The 16121-nt window shown below is 58.7% G+C and carries 17 protein-coding genes and 6 pseudogenes; 13 read left to right on the top strand and 10 right to left on the bottom strand.

Annotation, left to right across the window (positions count from 1 at the left end; genetic code table 11):
• Nucleotides 1–222 precede the first annotated feature (222 nt).
• Nucleotides 223–1635 carry an exopolysaccharide biosynthesis polyprenyl glycosylphosphotransferase gene (locus AC2A04_RS17950; RefSeq protein ID WP_484213731.1) on the bottom strand — a complete coding sequence of 471 codons (1413 nt, stop codon included), beginning with the start codon at nucleotides 1633–1635 and terminating at the stop codon, nucleotides 223–225.
• A gap of 1181 nt (nucleotides 1636–2816) precedes the next feature.
• On the opposite strand from AC2A04_RS17950, the gene AC2A04_RS17945 reads away from it, so the two are divergent.
• On the top strand, nucleotides 2817–3101 hold the full coding sequence (locus AC2A04_RS17945; protein WP_484213730.1) for a hypothetical protein: 285 nt from the start codon (nucleotides 2817–2819) through the stop codon (nucleotides 3099–3101).
• A gap of 13 nt (nucleotides 3102–3114) precedes the next feature.
• Here AC2A04_RS17945 and AC2A04_RS17940 read toward each other — a convergent pair whose 3' ends face one another.
• Nucleotides 3115–3285, bottom strand: coding sequence for a hypothetical protein (locus AC2A04_RS17940; RefSeq protein WP_484213729.1), 171 nt, complete (start codon nucleotides 3283–3285; stop codon nucleotides 3115–3117).
• Between AC2A04_RS17940 and AC2A04_RS17935 the strand changes: the two genes are divergently transcribed.
• The 4 genes and pseudogenes from AC2A04_RS17935 to AC2A04_RS17920 form a co-directional block, all read left to right on the top strand.
• Nucleotides 3278–3601, top strand: a complete 324-nt coding sequence (locus AC2A04_RS17935; RefSeq protein WP_484213728.1) for a hypothetical protein — start codon at nucleotides 3278–3280, stop codon at nucleotides 3599–3601. The two genes, AC2A04_RS17940 and AC2A04_RS17935, sit on opposite strands and share 8 nt — an antisense overlap.
• 472 nt (nucleotides 3602–4073) lie before the next feature.
• Nucleotides 4074–4382 carry a M48 family metalloprotease gene (locus AC2A04_RS17930; RefSeq protein ID WP_484213727.1) on the top strand — a complete coding sequence of 103 codons (309 nt, stop codon included), beginning with the start codon at nucleotides 4074–4076 and terminating at the stop codon, nucleotides 4380–4382.
• Between the two features lie 211 nt (nucleotides 4383–4593).
• A complete protein-coding gene (locus AC2A04_RS17925; RefSeq protein WP_484213726.1) occupies nucleotides 4594–4977 on the top strand; it encodes a hypothetical protein in 384 nt (127 codons plus the stop codon).
• Between the two features lie 409 nt (nucleotides 4978–5386).
• Nucleotides 5387–5648: pseudogene (locus tag AC2A04_RS17920) on the top strand (transposase); the annotation flags it as partial.
• A gap of 233 nt (nucleotides 5649–5881) precedes the next feature.
• On the opposite strand, the gene AC2A04_RS17915 reads toward AC2A04_RS17920, so the two are convergent.
• The 6 genes and pseudogenes from AC2A04_RS17915 to AC2A04_RS17890 all read right to left on the bottom strand — a co-directional run.
• A complete protein-coding gene (locus tag AC2A04_RS17915) occupies nucleotides 5882–6037 on the bottom strand; it encodes a hypothetical protein (RefSeq protein ID WP_484213725.1) in 156 nt (51 codons plus the stop codon).
• Nucleotides 6034–6507: a transposase gene (locus tag AC2A04_RS17910; RefSeq protein ID WP_484213724.1), complete on the bottom strand. Its 474-nt coding sequence runs from the start codon at nucleotides 6505–6507 to the stop codon at nucleotides 6034–6036. Before AC2A04_RS17910 ends, AC2A04_RS17915 begins: the two co-directional genes overlap by 4 nt.
• A 55-nt stretch (nucleotides 6508–6562) precedes the next feature.
• A pseudogene (gene tnpC / locus AC2A04_RS17905) lies at nucleotides 6563–8101 on the bottom strand (IS66 family transposase).
• A gap of 61 nt (nucleotides 8102–8162) precedes the next feature.
• Nucleotides 8163–8510: an IS66 family insertion sequence element accessory protein TnpB gene (gene tnpB / locus AC2A04_RS17900; RefSeq protein ID WP_484213723.1), complete on the bottom strand. Its 348-nt coding sequence runs from the start codon at nucleotides 8508–8510 to the stop codon at nucleotides 8163–8165.
• Nucleotides 8507–8890, bottom strand: a complete 384-nt coding sequence (locus tag AC2A04_RS17895) for a transposase (protein ID WP_484213722.1) — start codon at nucleotides 8888–8890, stop codon at nucleotides 8507–8509. Before AC2A04_RS17895 ends, tnpB begins: the two co-directional genes overlap by 4 nt.
• A gap of 129 nt (nucleotides 8891–9019) precedes the next feature.
• Nucleotides 9020–9226: pseudogene (locus AC2A04_RS17890) on the bottom strand (IS110 family transposase); the annotation flags it as partial.
• 213 nt (nucleotides 9227–9439) lie between these two features.
• Here AC2A04_RS17890 and AC2A04_RS17885 point away from each other — a divergent pair.
• A pseudogene (locus AC2A04_RS17885) lies at nucleotides 9440–9990 on the top strand (DDE-type integrase/transposase/recombinase); the annotation flags it as partial.
• A gap of 214 nt (nucleotides 9991–10204) precedes the next feature.
• Here the strand turns inward: AC2A04_RS17885 and AC2A04_RS17880 are convergent.
• A pseudogene (locus AC2A04_RS17880) lies at nucleotides 10205–11498 on the bottom strand (IS110 family RNA-guided transposase).
• Between the two features lie 154 nt (nucleotides 11499–11652).
• Between AC2A04_RS17880 and AC2A04_RS17875 the strand changes: the two are divergent.
• The 6 genes and pseudogenes from AC2A04_RS17875 to AC2A04_RS17850 all read left to right on the top strand — a co-directional run.
• Nucleotides 11653–12063 (top strand): annotated as a pseudogene (locus AC2A04_RS17875) (integrase core domain-containing protein); the annotation flags it as partial.
• 61 nt (nucleotides 12064–12124) lie between these two features.
• Entirely contained in the window at nucleotides 12125–12655 is a 531-nt protein-coding gene (locus AC2A04_RS17870) for a helix-turn-helix transcriptional regulator (RefSeq protein ID WP_484213721.1), read from the top strand.
• 52 nt (nucleotides 12656–12707) lie between these two features.
• Entirely contained in the window at nucleotides 12708–13037 is a 330-nt protein-coding gene (locus tag AC2A04_RS17865; RefSeq protein WP_484213720.1) for a hypothetical protein, read from the top strand.
• Nucleotides 13038–13080: 43 nt separating this feature from the next.
• Complete coding sequence (locus tag AC2A04_RS17860; RefSeq protein ID WP_484213719.1) at nucleotides 13081–13527, top strand: hypothetical protein; 447 nt, start codon at nucleotides 13081–13083, stop codon at nucleotides 13525–13527.
• Between the two features lie 56 nt (nucleotides 13528–13583).
• Nucleotides 13584–13958 (top strand): JAB domain-containing protein, encoded by a 375-nt coding sequence (locus tag AC2A04_RS17855; RefSeq protein WP_484213718.1) that lies wholly within the window; start codon nucleotides 13584–13586, stop codon nucleotides 13956–13958.
• The gene (locus AC2A04_RS17850; protein ID WP_484213717.1) at nucleotides 13955–14788 is read left to right on the top strand and encodes a MarR family transcriptional regulator; all 834 of its coding nucleotides are present in this window, start codon (nucleotides 13955–13957) and stop codon (nucleotides 14786–14788) included. The genes AC2A04_RS17855 and AC2A04_RS17850 overlap by 4 nt, the downstream gene beginning before the upstream one ends.
• A gap of 49 nt (nucleotides 14789–14837) precedes the next feature.
• On the opposite strand, the gene AC2A04_RS17845 is transcribed toward AC2A04_RS17850, so the two are convergent.
• Nucleotides 14838–15299 carry a hypothetical protein gene (locus AC2A04_RS17845; protein ID WP_484213716.1) on the bottom strand — a complete coding sequence of 154 codons (462 nt, stop codon included), beginning with the start codon at nucleotides 15297–15299 and terminating at the stop codon, nucleotides 14838–14840.
• Nucleotides 15300–15832: 533 nt separating this feature from the next.
• On the opposite strand from AC2A04_RS17845, the gene AC2A04_RS17840 reads away from it, so the two are divergent.
• Nucleotides 15833–16009: a hypothetical protein gene (locus AC2A04_RS17840; protein ID WP_484213715.1), complete on the top strand. Its 177-nt coding sequence runs from the start codon at nucleotides 15833–15835 to the stop codon at nucleotides 16007–16009.
• The last annotated feature ends 112 nt before the right edge of the window (nucleotides 16010–16121 follow it).

The following is a 16121-nucleotide window of genomic DNA, read 5'->3' as shown; positions in this document are numbered from 1 at the left end:
AGATCAAAAAACGGCTCAGCTCTAATCCAGTTGGAGGAAAGCTGGGGGTGACGACACATCGAGCAGAGGTCTGGGCCGTTGCAGTCGACAGGTCAGGAACCATGCCTTTATCGCCAATGGCATGACTGACAGCATCTCATGATCGGGTTTGAAGCAAGGGCAGCTCCGGCGTGAGATGCGCGTTGAAAAGACGCCCGCCCTGCAAAGAATTACCCGGGTGGCTCAGTACGCATTTTTATGAAAAATGACCGCGAAAGTGCGAAGAATAATCACAATATCACCAAGAAAACTCCAATTGTTCATATAGTCCAAGTCAGCTGAGACACGGTTTGTCAGATCGCTTTTTGCTTCTGTCGCTCCGCGCAGGCCCTTCACCTGAGCAAGTCCGGTAATTCCAGGTTTACAGGCATGACGATGCCAGTACCGGCTATCGATTTCCCAGAATAGCTTTTCCTCCGCTGTGGAAAACACTGCGTGCGGGCGTGGTCCGACCACACTCATATCACCAAACAGGACATTGAGGAGCTGCGGCAGTTCGTCAATGCTTGAGGCGCGGATAAACCGGCCCACGCGCGTAACTCTGGGATCGCACCTGCCAGTGGACGTGCGCCCTCCCGAATCCAGTTTGTTTACGTGCATGCTGCGGAACTTGAAGACATGGAATACACGGTTCTGCCGCCCGATGCGCGGCTGACGGAAAAAGACATGGCCTTTGGAGTCAAGCTTTATCGCGATCGCTGTCACCAGGAGGAGTGGGCATAATATGATGAGAGCTGCTGAAGCGAAAGCAAGATCAAACATGCGCTTGGCAACCCGCGCCCGCAGGCCCAATGGGCCTTTGGCAAGAACCAGCGTGGTCTGCCGAGCATGCCGGCCGATGCCCAGAGCACCAAGACCTTCAAGCTCGGGAGCCAGGGCTTCGGCGTGTACATTCATGCCTTGGAGTGCATATGCCCAATGTACACGGCGCTCTTCGGCGCAACTAACGATAACCCGGTCCGACTTGCCAACCACACGCGCCAGAGCACCATAATCATCCGGGCCAGCCAAAACTGGGTCAAACTGATTGGTTATGTCGATCGTCGTCGTATCCAGCGACTGGGCAAGGAATGGCCTGCCGTTTCCATTTGTCCGATCGAGCAGGATGGTTGTCGTGTAAAGTGAGCCACCGAGGGCATGAAGAGTATAATTCACATAAATATAGCGCAATCCGACGAGAAGTATCGCAGCTATGACCGTACCTGCCAGAAATTCGGTTCTCGATACATTTGTTTGCGCCTTCATCAAGAACAAAATAAATGAGAATAGCGTCATTGCTAAAAAAAGTGCACCTAAAGCGCGAATGATAGACTTACCTTTACTCATCAACGCATCGGCCGAATAAGCTCGAAAGACCGCTGCAGATACATAATAAAGGACACTAACTGCAATCATGAGCATAATCATGAAATGAGTACTGGTGGGCTTGCGGACAATGCTATTTGCCAACCAGTATCCGCACGTCAATGCAATTAGGTCTAATGGGACTTGAGCGATTGCAAGATGAACGCGACTTTGCGCGCGCGACAGCCCGCTCGGCTTGGACCAAAGCGTGGAGCTGTCTTCCAAAATGTCCGCCCAGGAAACACGACTCATAGTTTACTCCGGCCTCAACGGCTCACTGACGTCTATGCTGATGCAGATAATTGGTTAACAACATGTTTGATGTGCGATTCGTCATTGACTGAAACTCTGCACGAATTTTTTGCAAGCGAGCCAAATCGTGTTCGCCAAGATCGACAATAGCAGCGCTCACTCATCCTTTGCTTGAACGACCCGTAAAATGGCTATTGTCACGCGGGGCAAGGCATTCACCACGTCAAAGACTCCCTTTCCAAGCTACGGAAATGACGCGAAATTTCGACCGCGGGCGATAGGCGTGATCGAACTTGAGGTGTCCACCCAGCGAGAACGCCGCTCGCGATTTACCGATGACACTCAGGCGCTTCCCAAAAGCGGGCTAGAGGTGCAGCGACACCGAAGCCAAATAGCGTCCGGAAAGCCCGGCGTGATCAATATCCCTTTTAAAGTTTCCCCGTAAATTCGTGTTGTTAGCCTCGAACAACTTTGGTAACTTCCTTATGCCACGTCGTCATTATTGGCCCTCACCCCAGTCCGAGTGACGAATGAAAACCCCGTCCCTTGCAAATTTCAGGGTGACGGGGTTTTTGTAAATTTAGGGCGTTCTGCAAGGCAAACACTGCTCATTACTGAAAGCGCAAGCATTGATCATGCTTGCAAGGAGGCGCATCGCAAGGACCTTGCGCCGTCCATACAGGAGGCCGGTTTAGTCTCTGTTTCCCACGTAAAACCGCCCGGTTGTCAATCCATTGACAGCCCAAATGTTATGGGTCGGCGAGGCTGAGCAACAGTCGACGACCTGGCCAGCTATCGAGCCGGACTTCGGGGGCGGCCCTGGATAGAACCAGCGTAAAGATCATTTATCATGACCTCCGTCTGAACGGAATCTTCCATACAGACAGAGCAAGGGCACTGCTCTGTGCAACTGACAAACCCACTCCGGCACGATTGTGCCCGGGGCCTTTGTGACGGGGTGAAAAAGCGAGTGATGAATCGAACCATATCCAAGGGATGCTAGCACAACCGGCCGAGAGGGACAGCCTTGACGTCAGCCGATGCAACATTTGGGCTGGTTTCCTGAAAAGAAGCACCCCGGAGCAGGACATCTCCGGGGTGCTATGCGGGGTGCGTGGGGTGTGCGGCGCTGCCTTGTCGCGACAGCGTTGCGATGGCCCCAATGTGTTAAGGGTGTGTCGATGGCGCAGAACAGGGGTGGCTGCTCGAGGGCCGCAGCAGTTGCCTGCGCGCATCTCAACAATGGCAATGACTCCATCGTCAGTGCACAACAAATTTTCCCGGTAAAGATCGTCATCGTGCACGGTATGCGCCGCCGGTTCGATACAGACGACGCCCACGCATGCAGGCGGTCAGCGCTTACCGCTTCACTGTTATCCTATGAAAAAATCAAAGACCAGAAACTTCGGCCAAATCCATCAAAGATTGGCACCACGCTGTTGGTCAAGTGGAATAACTGCAAATGACTTCGTCCAGTGTTCATCGCGCATATACAGCGCGATCGAGACAATGACGGAGCAATCTTTCGCGCGCGCCATGTTGCAGAAGCTCCATCAGGGCGAGCCTGTCGTCAAAGCTGGCCAGAAACATCTGTTCATGGTTACCTGCAATAAGCCTCAGCGAGCGCTGCGCCGCCATCTGCATGGCCAAATCAAGGATTTGGGCACAATGCGGCCCCCCTGTCGATCAAATTGCCAAGTATTATGATGATTATGCCTGCTCGCCGTCGGGTTGCATCGTCGTTCTCGATGAGCGCCAGTATCCTCGCCAACAAATCGGCACACCCGCGAATATCGCCGATTGCGTAGATCCGGTGTTGCGCTGGAAGCTGCGGCAGGCGTTTAATTACCCGCCGCCGGAAAATGAGGGGAAGAATTTTGGCATGAAAATCGGTTGCGCTACGCTCGCGATGAAGGGGTCATGCCAGCGCGCGGCCTTCTTTCGACATTCAGCACTCGAGCCGTGATAACCTATCGACTACTCCAAAGGACAAAAGCGTGACCCTGCACAAAGACGCCAACCGAGACATACACATGCCAAAGACCTGCCTTTTTTCCGTGGCCTCGTCGCAGCGATGCCCTTTGCTCCCAGGATCGGTCGAAGCGTCACCCACGTATTAGGCATTTAGGACCATCAAGGCGGTTGATCTTCGCCTGGCATCGGTCATCTATTACCTTGCAGGCTGCAACCCCGATCTCTTCTGCGCCCGGGCAGTGCATAGCTTATGTAAAGGGCGCGCACTTGCCCGTTGCGGATGCTGTGGCAAATTTGACTCTACGTTGCCCAACTATGCCGAATACCTTCTTGTCTCCAGCCAGCGCAAGGCCCCATCATTTGGGTATACGGCGCTCCGCGCTTCCCGCGCCTTTCGAGATCACCCTCCATGCCAGGATTACCTGCACTAACGCGTTGGGAGGTTGCCTTCGACAAAGCCGCTCGTGCAATCGGATGGCAAGACCATCCAGGAACCGGCGCGCTTGGTACAAAATGAGGACGAAGACGCTTTGGCCGTCATAGCCGCCCACGAACTGGCCCTTATAGTGCTGGGCCATCGCCGACGTCTCGAAACTGCCGACGTGGTGATTGGTCTGCTGTCAGCATCTGGGAAAAGCCGCAATCGTGTGCGTGCACCAGAAAAGGAAGCCGATCACTTCTGCGCGACACTATTGCATAACGCTGGCTATGATCCGCGTCGTGCTGTATCGTTCTGGCAAGGTCACGGCGCTCGGTGCATGGGGGAATCTTGAGCAGTCCCTCACACGCCTTGGCCACAAACCGGGCCGGGGCCATTGCTGGTGAAATAGCACAACTGAACCCATCACCTTGATTGTCCAACGGTCCGACACGATTGAATTGTTTTGCTCAGCAAGGCTTTACATTGTGGTCCGGCTTGCCGTTTAAACCTCTATCAGCGTAATGCGCAAGGCTGTCGCATTCCTCCCAAGAGGATGTCCTTCAATGCTTAAACGTCCAGTATTTTTGCAAATCTTTACGCTTGTCTGTGCCGTGACCGTGTTCGCCGCGCTGACGCCCTCCATGCCCGACTTGCCCGGCCGCTTTGGCGATAAGGTGCAACACACGATGGCTTTCGTCATCTTGACAATCCTGGCGGCGCCTGCCTTCCCGGCGCTGCGCCCCTCCATGCTTTTGCTCGGGATGGCAACAATTGGCGGATTGATCGAACTTCTGCAGTTGATCCCCCTATTCCACCGCGATGCGGAACTTGCCGATTGGCTCGTCGATTGCGCAGCAATCGCCTGCGCTGCTCCATTGGCAATTCTTGCCCGGGCCATGCTGTCACCAGATAACGCTCCAAGCTCTGGCAAAAGTCCGGCAGATTGAAGATGGACTTGGGTAAGTGAAGCATTCCAACGCCCCCAGGCGTTCGGCAATCTTACTATTTCAGAATGGAAGGCGATCGTAGGCATCGTCCATCCGGACAAGGTCGCGGACTCCGGGCTGGAGACGAATTGAATCAGCAGGTCTGGCTCGATGCAGGGCTCTGGTTCCCTGACGAAGCTCATCGCAAGCCGGAGCTTAGATTTGTAATTGCAGAGCTAGGCGGTCTTGATCCCTTAATGGTTGCATGGATCCGTCCGCACTGGCCGGACCGGAGCCTGGTCGTGCTGTATCGGGTCTCTAAGAGGCGAACGTTGCATTAACTCGATGCGGGCTTTGCAGCCCATCTGACTACCATCGCAGATCGTTCGTCCCTGCGTTCCCTCACGGGACACCGCCCAAGGGCGGACAGATGAAGCGAACGAGGTTCAGGGAAGAGCAGATCATTGGTGTTCTGAAGGAAGCGGAGGCGGGTGTGAAGACCGCTGACCTCGCTCGGCGGCGCGGCGTAGCGGAAGCGACAATCTACAACTGGAGGGCCAAGTATGGCGGGCTCGAAGTGTCGGAAGCGAAGGCTGCGGGCGCTCGAGGACGACAACGCCGAGCTGAAGCGGCCTCTGGCAGAGGCCATGCTGGACAATGCCGGGCGGAAGGATCTTTTCGCAAAAAATGTAGGGTCCGCCCCCGTCTGGCAAGTGTGAGATGTGGTTGGCGGCACAGTCTGCGTAAATGTATCCGGCCTGTGTGGGACATCTCGATCCCTGGCCATGATGGGATACGCGCACGTCCTGCCCAACAATTGGTCTAGCCTTGGAGGGCTGCTTTTTGACCCAGTCTTCGGTCGTGACACCATCGACTGCTTGCCATCACTCCTCGACTTGCAGACTTCTCCGTGCGGTGTTTGCCGTCAGGCGGCGATCGGCACAGGTGACCGATATTCCTCCTGTCGGGCGAGCACCGCCCAACTGATACGCACGATCTTGTTTGCCAGCGCAACCACCGCAATATTCTTGTGAGTTCGCATCTCGAGCTGACTCAGCCAGGGGCCGTGGCCGCGGTTCATGTGCAGGCTTGCCGACCTTGCGCCGTGGGTGGAAGAACAGCCGCCGCAGGTGACTGTTGCCGCGCTTCGACATGCCGAGCAGCGTAGATTTTCCGCCGGTGGTGTTGTCGGGGCACAAGACCGAGCCATGCCGCAAGATCGCGACCTCGTTTAAATCCGGTGCCATCGGCGATCGCTGCGACGAGGGCTGTGGCGACCAGCGGCCCGACGCCGGGGATGGCGAGCAGTCGACGGCAGCCCTCGTGATCGGCCGCGATCATCGCGATCTCCTTGGTTACGTCGGCGATGTCGGTCTCTAGGCTACGCCACTCGTTCCAGAGCTTTTGCAGGATCATTCGCATCCGCAGCGACAGCGTCGATCGCTCGTCGGTGAACAGACGGCCGGCACGGAACACGATACCGCGTTCCAAGAGGAAGGCGCTGATCTGGTTGATGACCGCAGTTCGACGACTCACCAATCGCTCGCGCACACGGTTTAGCGCTTGGAGATCGAGCTGATCGTAAGCGTGGCCTGCAGGCCGCGCCTTAGGCGGCTTCGGCGATCAGCGGTTGTTCTCCGGCTGCCCAGTTCCAGGGCATGAGCTCGTCCCAGCGCGAGGCAGGCCAACCACCGGCGATCTTCGCGATGACGTCGGCGATGTAGGCCTGTGGCTCGATGCCGTTGAGCTTTGCCGTCTCGATGACCGAGTAAATGGCAGCGGCGCGCTGACCGCCAGCCTTCGAGCCTGCGAAGAGCCAGTTCTTGCGGCCTATGGCCACGCTGCGCATCGCGCGTTCTGCGATGTTGTTGTCGATCTCGGCCAGGCCGTCATCGAGGAAGCGTGTCAGCGCGATCCAGCGCTTGCGACCATAGGCGAGCGCCTTGGCCATCGCCGACTTTGGCGACAGGCGGCGCAAGGCATCGTCGATGGCCGCGCGCAGTTCATCGACCAGCGGTTTGGTGTTTTCCTGTCGCTTTTGTTTGCGAACATCAGGGGGCTGACCCCGTACCTCGTCCTCGAGCCGGTAGAGCGCCGTGATCCGCTCAAGCAGATCGGTGGTCAACGGCGTTGGGCTGGTCTGGTGGTTCTCGAAGATCTTGCGACGGAAATGCGCCCAGCAGGCGACCTCCTGAATCCGGTTGCCAGCATAGAGCTTCTCGTACCCGGCATATCCATCGGCCTGAAGGAGGCCGGTGAAGCTCTTCAGCTCGGTCTGCGGATGGATACCGCTGCGGTCTGGCGTGAACCTGTACCACACCAGCGCCGGGGCGGTTGATCCGCTGGTCCTGTCGTCGACGACGTAGGTCCACAACCGGCCCTGTGCGGTCTTGCCCTTGCCAGGTACCAGCATCGGCACGGGCGTATCGTCGCTGTGGATCTTGCCGGACTTCAAGCCTTCCTCGCGGATCCGGGAGACGATCGGGTCGAGAAGATGCGCGGCTTGTCCTGCCGACCCGGCCAGCGTCGAGCGGTCGATGTCGAGGCCCTGCGCCGCCATCATCTCGGCCTGCCGGTAGAGCGGGAGATGATGGTCGAACTTGGACACGACCACATGGGCGAGCGTGGCGAAGCTGGCCTTGCCGCGGGCGATGGCCTTTACCGGCGCCGGCGCCTGCACGATCTTCTCGCAGGACCGGCAGCTGTACTTGGGACGGATGGTGCGGATGACGCGCCACTGCACGGGCAGGACATCCAGCATCTCGTCGCTGTCCTCACCCAGAGGACGCAGAGCGCCACCACAATCAGGACAATTGCAGTGGCCTGCCTCCGGTTCGATCCGCTGCTCGGCGCGCGGAAGATGGGGCGGAAGGCTGCGGACCGGCGCTGGCCGTTCGGGCTTGGCCGCTGGCGCATCCTTGCGGGCGTCGGCGACAGCGGCTTCGCCTTCGAGCTCTTCGAGTGTCAGTTCGAGCTGCTCGATCTGGGCCGACAGCTTCTCCGACGATTGACCGAACGTCATGCGGCGCAGCTACGCTAGCTGGAAACGCAGCGTGTCGATCAGCGTGTCACGGGCCGCCAGGGCTGCTTCCAGCTCGGCGATCCGGGTATCCTTATCAAGTCTGGAAGTGGCTGCGTCCGACACCGTGACCCACTAGCAAAGTGGATCATCCCGCACCAGAAAAACCACGCAAATCTAGGACTTTTTATCCCGCCAGAAGCGGCGCTGCGGTGCGTTCGGGACGGCGCCAGTCGATACCTTCGAGCAGCATGGAAAGCTGGGCCGAGGTAAGGTTGACCTTGCCCGTCTTCGTCACTGGCCAGACAAATTTGCCGCGATCCATGCGCTTGGAAAACAGGCACATCCCATGGCCGTCGAACCAGAGCAGCTTGATCAGATCGCCGCGCTTGCCGCGGAAGGCAAACAGCGCGCCGGAATGCGGAGACTGCTCCAGCACCTGCTGGACCAGCACCGCCAGCCCGTCAAAACCCTTCCTCATGTCTGTCGCGCCGCAGGCCAGGTAAACCCGCGTCGAGGGTGGCAGCGGGATCACCGGCCGAGCACGGCGATCACCCGGGCAAGGGCGTCGGCATCGACCATCGCATCCACGGTCAGGCGGACACCCGTCTGCAGTTCGATGCCGATCTGCCCGCAGTACGGTGGCACCGGCGGCACACCATCACGGACGACCGGATCTGCGACCTCAACCTCGGAGAATGTCGGCAAGGCCGGTGGCCGGACGCCTGCAAGTTCTCCCGACATCGCCTGCCGCCGCCACGTATAGATCGGCCCGCTACCGACCTCGTGCCGGTCACATGCCGCGCGAACCGAACCGTCCGGCCCAAACGCATCCCGCAGGATCGCCAGCTTCTGCTCCACCGTCCAGCGACGGCGGCCGGAAACCCGGCCGACCACCTCAATCCGAGTAGTCATACGACCACTCATATGACTACTTGCTCGATCCGCCTCGCTATCGTCCATCCAGGCCACCCCATCAAAAGGAGCGGCTATCAGCGCTTCAATCCCGCGACGTGCAAGGCGGCCTACAGAGCACGGTTACAGCTGATCAACCGACTTTGCTGGCACGAAGCGCATTGTTGGTCGCTGCACGGCCTCTGCGATTGCCTCGGCATCGAGATAATCGTTATTATTGGACTTGAGGAACGTCTTGACGAACTGGGGCGCCATCAGGCGAACGTCATGACCGAGTGCTGACAGCTCACGCGCGAGATGATGAGCACCGCAGCAGGCTTCCATGCCGACGAGACATTGCGGCATTCCGTCCATATGCCGCATCAGTTGGGAGCGGCTGAGCTATTCCTTCCACTGGATCGCACCGGCCCCGTCGACGGCTACCAGGTGGAATGAGGTCTTGCCAATATCGATGCCGACCACTGCTACGTTTGCCATAAATGATCCTTCTTGATGAGACGGTCAGAATGCACCCAACCGCTTCGCTCCGTAAGGAGGCGGACCATCCCACAATTGGTGACGCCCGCTGCCAAGCGAGAGGCGGTCGCCCGTCTTCAGGCATTCCAGAAGACGAGCGAGCGGTGGGCGTGTCGTGTCATATGCGCTGACCGGAAGAGCATGCGCTACCGGTCGCAACGGGATGACGATGCCGGGCTTGGATCGAAGCTGCGCGAGTTGGCGCAGCAGCGGCGCCGGTTCGGCTATCGCCGTCTACATATCCTGCTGCGACGAGAGGGTATCGTGATCAACCGGAAGAAGACCTAGCGGCATTACCGGGAGGAGAAGCGGGCGGTTCGGCCGCGGCGCAATAGGCGTCGCGCCATTGGTGCACGGGCTCCAGCTCCAGTCCTTGCAATACCCAATTAACGCTGGAGCCTAGACTTCGTCCATGATCAGCTCGCGTCAGGCCGTCGGTTCCGGGTCCTGAACATCGTCGATGACGTGACCCGGGAGTGCCTGCGTGCGGTGCCCGACACCTCGATCTCGGGTCGCCGTGTCGTGCGCGGCTGGCCGATCTGATCGCCGAACGTGGCAAGCCCTGCATGATCGTCAGCGACAACGCCCTGGGTCAGGAAGCAGCGGCGGGTTTTGGCCAGCAGATATCTATGCGCCGACAAACATCAGCGCTGCATGCATTCTGAGCCAGATGGCTTCCACCGTCAACGGGATCGCTTCCTGCCATAGCAAACACAGGATTCAGCGATGCCGGAGCAGCCGTGGTCCTCACCGTCCTTAAAACGAGATACGCACCCAGGTGGAAGGCCCGAACATTATCTACAGGGTCGCTCTCGCGCCCTCACGGCACTTGCAGAGAGGGGTCCTTCCACCTGGCATCCGGCCGTTCGAGGAACGGCCGGTACTCTGTCCCCGTCTTGATGACGGCGTGAGCCACGCGCGCCATTTTGGCGGTGAGCGCCGTCATCGCCTTGCGGCGGCGATCGGCATCGTCCGCGTGCCCGGCGGTATATCGTCCGAGCTTGTCGCGGAAGCTGTTGTCGCGCTGACGCGCGGCGACCTGGGCGGCCATCCAGAATGTACGGCGCAATCGGGCATTGCCGTACTTTGATAGCTTCGTGCGACCGCGGAACGTGCCGGACTGGCAGGTTGCGAGATCGAGGCCGCAGAACTTGAGGAACTGGCGGTGATGGTTAAAGCGGCGAAGGTCGCCTGCCTCAGCCAGGATCGTCAGTGCGTTGATCGGTCCGATGCCGGGGATATTGCGCAGCAGCAGGTAATCGACATGCTCTGCGAGCCGGGCATGGGCGAGCCGTTCGATCTCGTCGCGCTGGTGGATGAGGCTGCGACCTTGCTCGATGACCATGCGAAACATGGTGATCGCGACCGAGTCCTCGGGCACCGGCAACGCCGCAGAACTGCAGGCGGTCTCGTATACATCGTTGATCAGCCGGGCCTTGGAGACCTTACGCCCGATCAGTGGCCATGCCTCCGCGGAGAAGGCTTCCCGATCAAGCGCGGTAATGCTGGCCGGGGTCGGAAACCGCTCGATCAGCGCCAGGAACCAGTCTGACCGGCTGTTGCCCGCAAAGCGGGCGATCTCGGGAAAATAGAGCGGCAGGTAATGGGTCAGGATCCGATGCCAGGTCTGGGTCTTCATCTTGGACACAACCTCGTGGGTCTTCGACAGCTCCTGAAGATCGTTGATGCCAGCGGCGAGCGGATCGACATAGCGCTGGGTAGCGCCGATGCGGAGCATGTGCAGAATGACCTGCGCGTCCTTCGAATCGTTCTTGTCCCAGCCGTTGTGCAACGCCTCGCGGGTTCGGGCCAAGGCAACCGATGAGATGAGGCGCAGCTCGAACCCCGCGGTCAGCAGGCGGTGCGCGAGGGTCCGGTGATAGTTCCCGGTTGCCTCAAACCCGACAATGATAGGGCGACCGATGGCAGCGAGCTGCTCGGCAAAAGCGTCATAGTCCTCCTTGGTCGCCATGACGGTCATACGTCGGCGCCGGCCGCCTTCCGGTCGCTCGATGAGGACCTCCTGCCGGTTCTTGGACATATCGATCGCTACCAGCACAGCGCCGGCGGGTGTAGAACAGAGCTTGGTCATGGTCGGTCGGCCTCCAAAGTGTTGTCTCGACAACTTCACTTTAGACACCTGCTGGCCGGCCATGGCTTGCCCTGATGAAGCCTGCGGCCGCTACGCGACCTTGTCTTCAGCAGGGCCATAGCGGCTCCCGAAACGGTGCTTCCCAATGTGCTAAGGCACGGAGCTCACCAGCAATGCGGTGCTGGCATGGTGCGGGGAGATCGGGTTGGAGTGGCATTACATCGCGCCGGGCAAGCCGGTGCAGAACGGCTACGTCGAGAGTTTCAATGGCCGGATGCGCGACGAGTTGCTCAACGAAACGCTGTTCCTCGGCAAGGACCATGCCCGCGTGGAGATCGCGGCATGGGTGGAGGACTACAACCACGAGCGACCGCACTCAGCCCTTGGCTACGAAGCTACGGCGGCATTCGCCGTCGAACTGCATAATCAATGGCCTGCTCGGCTACGCCCTACGGGCTCCGCTTCTCGGGCCATTGATTACCCCGCGCCCATGCGCAACAAAACGGTCCAGCTCTATTCCCAGCTGGTGGAAAGCAGGGAGTCACATCACTGCCCAAAAAAATGAAATTGCAACCGATCCGGATGCAATGCGACGATGACGCGCATTTTCGTATAGAACGATTGCCATGATGGAGCTGTCGGAGCGCACGACTGACAATCCCGAGCCAGGTCTGTTGGGCCTGACCGACAAGCAATGCGAAGTGCTCGATCTGCTGCTCGAGCACAAGAGCAACAAAGAGATTGCCCGCATTCTTGGCATCTCGCCTTCGGCCGTCGACCAACGCCTTGCAGGCGCGCGCTTGCGCCTGGGTACGCATCGCCGCGGCGACACGGCACGCGCCTACGCCAGCTTTGTGCGTGCCTGTGCAAATCACACAGGCACGGCCGCACAGGTCGCATTTGGTTCCGCAATGGGCGAAAGCCCGATCGAAGCCGGGTCGGACGATCTGCTTCTGCTCGAAGATATAGGCGTCACCGGACCCTATCCCTTCTGGCCGGAGCAGCCGACAACACCGACCGGCTTTCGGGACTTAACTGTACCGGCGAGTCTGTGGGTTCGGGTCGGCTTGATCATTGTCTTTGCGCTGATCATTGCCGTCGTCGCCCTCATCGGCATGAGTGTGACCCAGAGCCTGGTTTCGCTCCTCCGCCAGTAAAGCCCCGTCTGGTCAACCAAGGCGCCGCCCGAGCGGCAGGGGATCTTGTTTTATGTCGATGTCCGTCAATGTTGCCGCGATGCGGCTTGCCCGCGAAGTTCCCAGCGCCGAACTCGCGATCGATGCCGCACTTCTGGCCACCACGAACGTGCTCCAGACCATGCTTTCAGCACGTAACGAAGGTCTCGTTCCTGCGCATGCCGGGCAGATCGCCTTGGCGAAGCTGATCCAGAGCCAGAAGTCGCTCATGGAGGCCAGCAACGATTTTCTTCGCGTTCACCGCGAACTTGCCGCACTGGGCCGCGAAATGATGGTTTCTGATGACGATTATTGCCCCCCCATCAAGGGTGAAATCGACTCAAGCGTCGATATGGCTGCATAAAAGCGCTTGACGATCCAGGTGCGGCCGTGGCGATCTGCAGCGTGTGCGATACACGCTGCAGATCATACTCCTGGTAGTTGCGGTACTTTTTGCCTGGCGCAAAGGCGGAACCGACGAACGGGTCGGCGCAGCGATCTTGCTGGGCATGTTCGTCGCCTCCGACGCCTATCGCTGGGCGATCGCAGGGCCCGGACGCTACGACAGCACCGACCTGGGTTTTTTTACCATCGATGCGACAGTCCTGCTCTTCTTGGTTGGCCTGTCATTTTACTCGAACCGATGGTGGACTTTATGGATGGCCAGTGCCCAGCTCATCGCACTGCTCGCACATGTCGTACGTATGCTAGATACCGCATACGCCCCCTTCGCTTATGCAGTGATGATGCGCGCGCCGTCATGGCTGGAACTCATCATCCTGATTTGGGGAACCGCCCTCTGGAATTCCAGGCGACGGGCACCGATGGTCGGAGCTTCTGCGCACGCGTCCTGAAGTCCGTCAACATATGGCCTTTGGCACCTACCCTGCCCCCAACGGCTGTTGCCCCATTGGCGCGCCTGTCTCCGAGACTTAGGCACCACGTTATCCTGAATCTGGGCGATGCGTCGCGCGAACGCCTTCTGACCTTGTATTTCTCCCACTGCGGCAAGCAGATCGGTGACAGCCTCCTCGAATTCGGTCAGCGCTCGCGCATCGTCTTCGATGCTTCGCGTATTATCGAACATGGCCTCGCCCTGCAGGCCCGCAGCCTGGTGATTGCTCACAATCATCCGGGCGGAAATCCCATGCCAAGCAGAGCGGACCTGGTCTCGACGCGGGAGCTGGCGCAGCGCGCATGGACCCGCGGTCTCGTTCTTGCAGAGCACCTGATCGTAGGACGCAGGACAATCTACAGCATGCGCCAAGCGAGGATGGAACCATGATCGACAGGTTGCACCAAACAGGACCAGACTTCAGCACCGATCATATTCTCGCGCCCTGGCATGGACACCAGCGGTCGATCGCCGCTGAAGTTGCAGAACATACGCTGCGCTTCAGGCGACACCGCGACAAAGTGTTCGGTTCATCGCGCCTGTTCAATGACCCTGCCTGGGACATCCTGCTCGAAATTTATCGCTCATCGGCACGTGGGATGTCAGTGACCGTCAGCGACACGGCATCGTGTTCTGGGATCGCCAGCTCTTCGGCGACGCGTTGGATCAGGATTCTGGAAGGGGCCGGCCTTGTTCACCGTAACGATGATCCGGACGACAGGCGACGGGTCATGCTGAGCCTGACTTCCACGGGATCTGCCCTGATGGAACAGGCCCTGGCGGCATGGCTGCCGGGCGCCCGTCCCCAGCCCGAGCCGACCGCCAAAAGCGTTCCCATATTCTTTTCTGCAGAAGCGCAAGCCGATGTCGACGTTAACGCATTCGCATCTTTGCGCACAATGGCAGATAGAATTCACTCCAGCCAGCTTTCTGGGCTGGTCATCAGGTGCCTGGCGGAATTTGAGAAACGGGAAGCTGCGCCTGACGCAACCCGGATGTCGAACCATATCGACGTCGAGATCGAACGCATGTTGGGTATTGGTGCCTACGAGAGCGCGGTCCTCCTCGTTGGACGCACCTTTGTGCGGTCCTGGACACCTTGCTTTGCAAAAGGTGCCGGACTCCATGCTATCCCAACGTCGTGCGAACTCGGGCTTGCCTTATTGAGAGACCTTCTCGACCATGTCATCAGCAGGCCCGCAGTGCTGGTTGCCGGCTGACCCGAGAGGCATTGCCGGATCAGCCGACCCATGAGGGCAATATTGGGCCTCAGGCAAAATATTGCTCAAGTCCGAGAGTTGCCCGTGGCGTCAAGGCGACCCAATGACGCCTTTTGTCAAACAAATCCTGCGTCCGCTGTGACAAACCCATCTTTTCCAGCAAGGCAAGCCAACGCAGCGCCGTGGATTGGGGAATGGCAGCTTCGCAACCCACCACTGATGCATTGAGCTTCTGCCCACGAAGGTCGGCAACGTAGAGTTCGAGCAGGATATCCCAAGCAGGATCGGCAAAAATGCCGCCCGCCGGAGCAATCAGTTCCGACCTCCGGCGGCGATTGCGCTGTTCTTCGCGCACTCGGTTCAGCAACTCGGTCTTTTGGTCGACGCGCGTTACTAGCACATCGCGCGGTGCGCCTGAGGACGCCGAAGGCAACGTTGCCTCGCCTGCATCAGACAGTCGCAGCAGGAACTGCGCAACGTCGGCAATCTGATTCCGATTCAGGCGCTCCATCACTGCCCTCGCTAATGCCGTCTTCAGATATGGTGCTACTTCTACTAAGGAATCTCGCTGAGGAAGAGTGGCTAGTCAAGCACTTCGAACCAGATATTTGCTCGTTTTTGGAATAATTTGGTGGGTCTTCATAGTACAAGATCGCCAACCGGGCCCGGACAAAAGCACATGCGCCCAATATCAATGCTAACGTGACGCAAAGTCGGGCCTTGAATTGATTGCAACATGGCTGGTGACGCAGTATGCCCCTGGCGCGTAGCGGCGACCACGGACCGACGAAACTTGACTTGACAATTGCCCCACCCGAAATTGGCTTAGGCAAATGAGGCAAAGGGCATGCCAACGAAGTCGCGGTGATGACTTGGCGCATCCCGATTACTCGCGCTGATTATCCTTCGCTGGCCCACAGCTCAATCAAGGCAATTTGGTTGCAAAGCGGACCAATCCAATTCCAATACGGAGAGGTTCCGGCTAGAAGCCTCGAATTCAGCGGCTTTCGCTAGCATTTCGTTCTCATTCCGGAGTTGTGCTTCATGCTGTCGAATGCACTGATAAGACTGCAAGAAGCACTCGAGATCATCGACCAGCATGATGCCCACCTGCCCGGAATCTATGTGGCCAATGCAATCGAGGCGTTGACCAATCACATTGAAGCGCTTGGCGTTAGCTGCGAAAGTGACCCGTTGCAGGCAGGAGCTTCGACCCACTGATATTCTCCTGGCTTTAGATGATAAGCTTGGCCCATGCCCTGATTATCGCTTTCAAAGGCGGGCGCTGTGAACCGCCCCGGGATTGCCGGAGGCCCTAACTCCTGAGAGGAAG

The organism is Novosphingobium sp. HNCC26DJ243 (assembly GCF_057180545.1).
Note: the sequence above shows the minus strand (reverse complement) of the source record. Positions and strands in the feature narration are given on the sequence as shown.

Bases quoted from the DNA above. Each gene is read 5' to 3' on its own strand.
- AC2A04_RS17950 (WP_484213731.1), bottom strand. From the start codon at position 1,635: ATGAGTCGTGTTTCCTGGGCGGACATTTTGGAAGACAGCTCCACGCTT.
- AC2A04_RS17945 (WP_484213730.1), top strand. From the start codon at position 2,817: ATGGCGCAGAACAGGGGTGGCTGCTCGAGGGCCGCAGCAGTTGCCTGC.
- AC2A04_RS17935 (WP_484213728.1), top strand. From the start codon at position 3,278: ATGGCCAAATCAAGGATTTGGGCACAATGCGGCCCCCCTGTCGATCAA.
- AC2A04_RS17925 (WP_484213726.1), top strand. From the start codon at position 4,594: ATGCTTAAACGTCCAGTATTTTTGCAAATCTTTACGCTTGTCTGTGCC.
- AC2A04_RS17915 (WP_484213725.1), bottom strand. From the start codon at position 6,037: ATGAACCGCGGCCACGGCCCCTGGCTGAGTCAGCTCGAGATGCGAACT.
- AC2A04_RS17895 (WP_484213722.1), bottom strand. From the start codon at position 8,890: ATGACTACTCGGATTGAGGTGGTCGGCCGGGTTTCCGGCCGCCGTCGC.
- AC2A04_RS17870 (WP_484213721.1), top strand. From the start codon at position 12,125: ATGATGGAGCTGTCGGAGCGCACGACTGACAATCCCGAGCCAGGTCTG.
- AC2A04_RS17865 (WP_484213720.1), top strand. From the start codon at position 12,708: ATGTCGATGTCCGTCAATGTTGCCGCGATGCGGCTTGCCCGCGAAGTT.
- AC2A04_RS17850 (WP_484213717.1), top strand. From the start codon at position 13,955: ATGATCGACAGGTTGCACCAAACAGGACCAGACTTCAGCACCGATCAT.
- AC2A04_RS17845 (WP_484213716.1), bottom strand. From the start codon at position 15,299: ATGGAGCGCCTGAATCGGAATCAGATTGCCGACGTTGCGCAGTTCCTG.
- AC2A04_RS17840 (WP_484213715.1), top strand. From the start codon at position 15,833: ATGCTGTCGAATGCACTGATAAGACTGCAAGAAGCACTCGAGATCATC.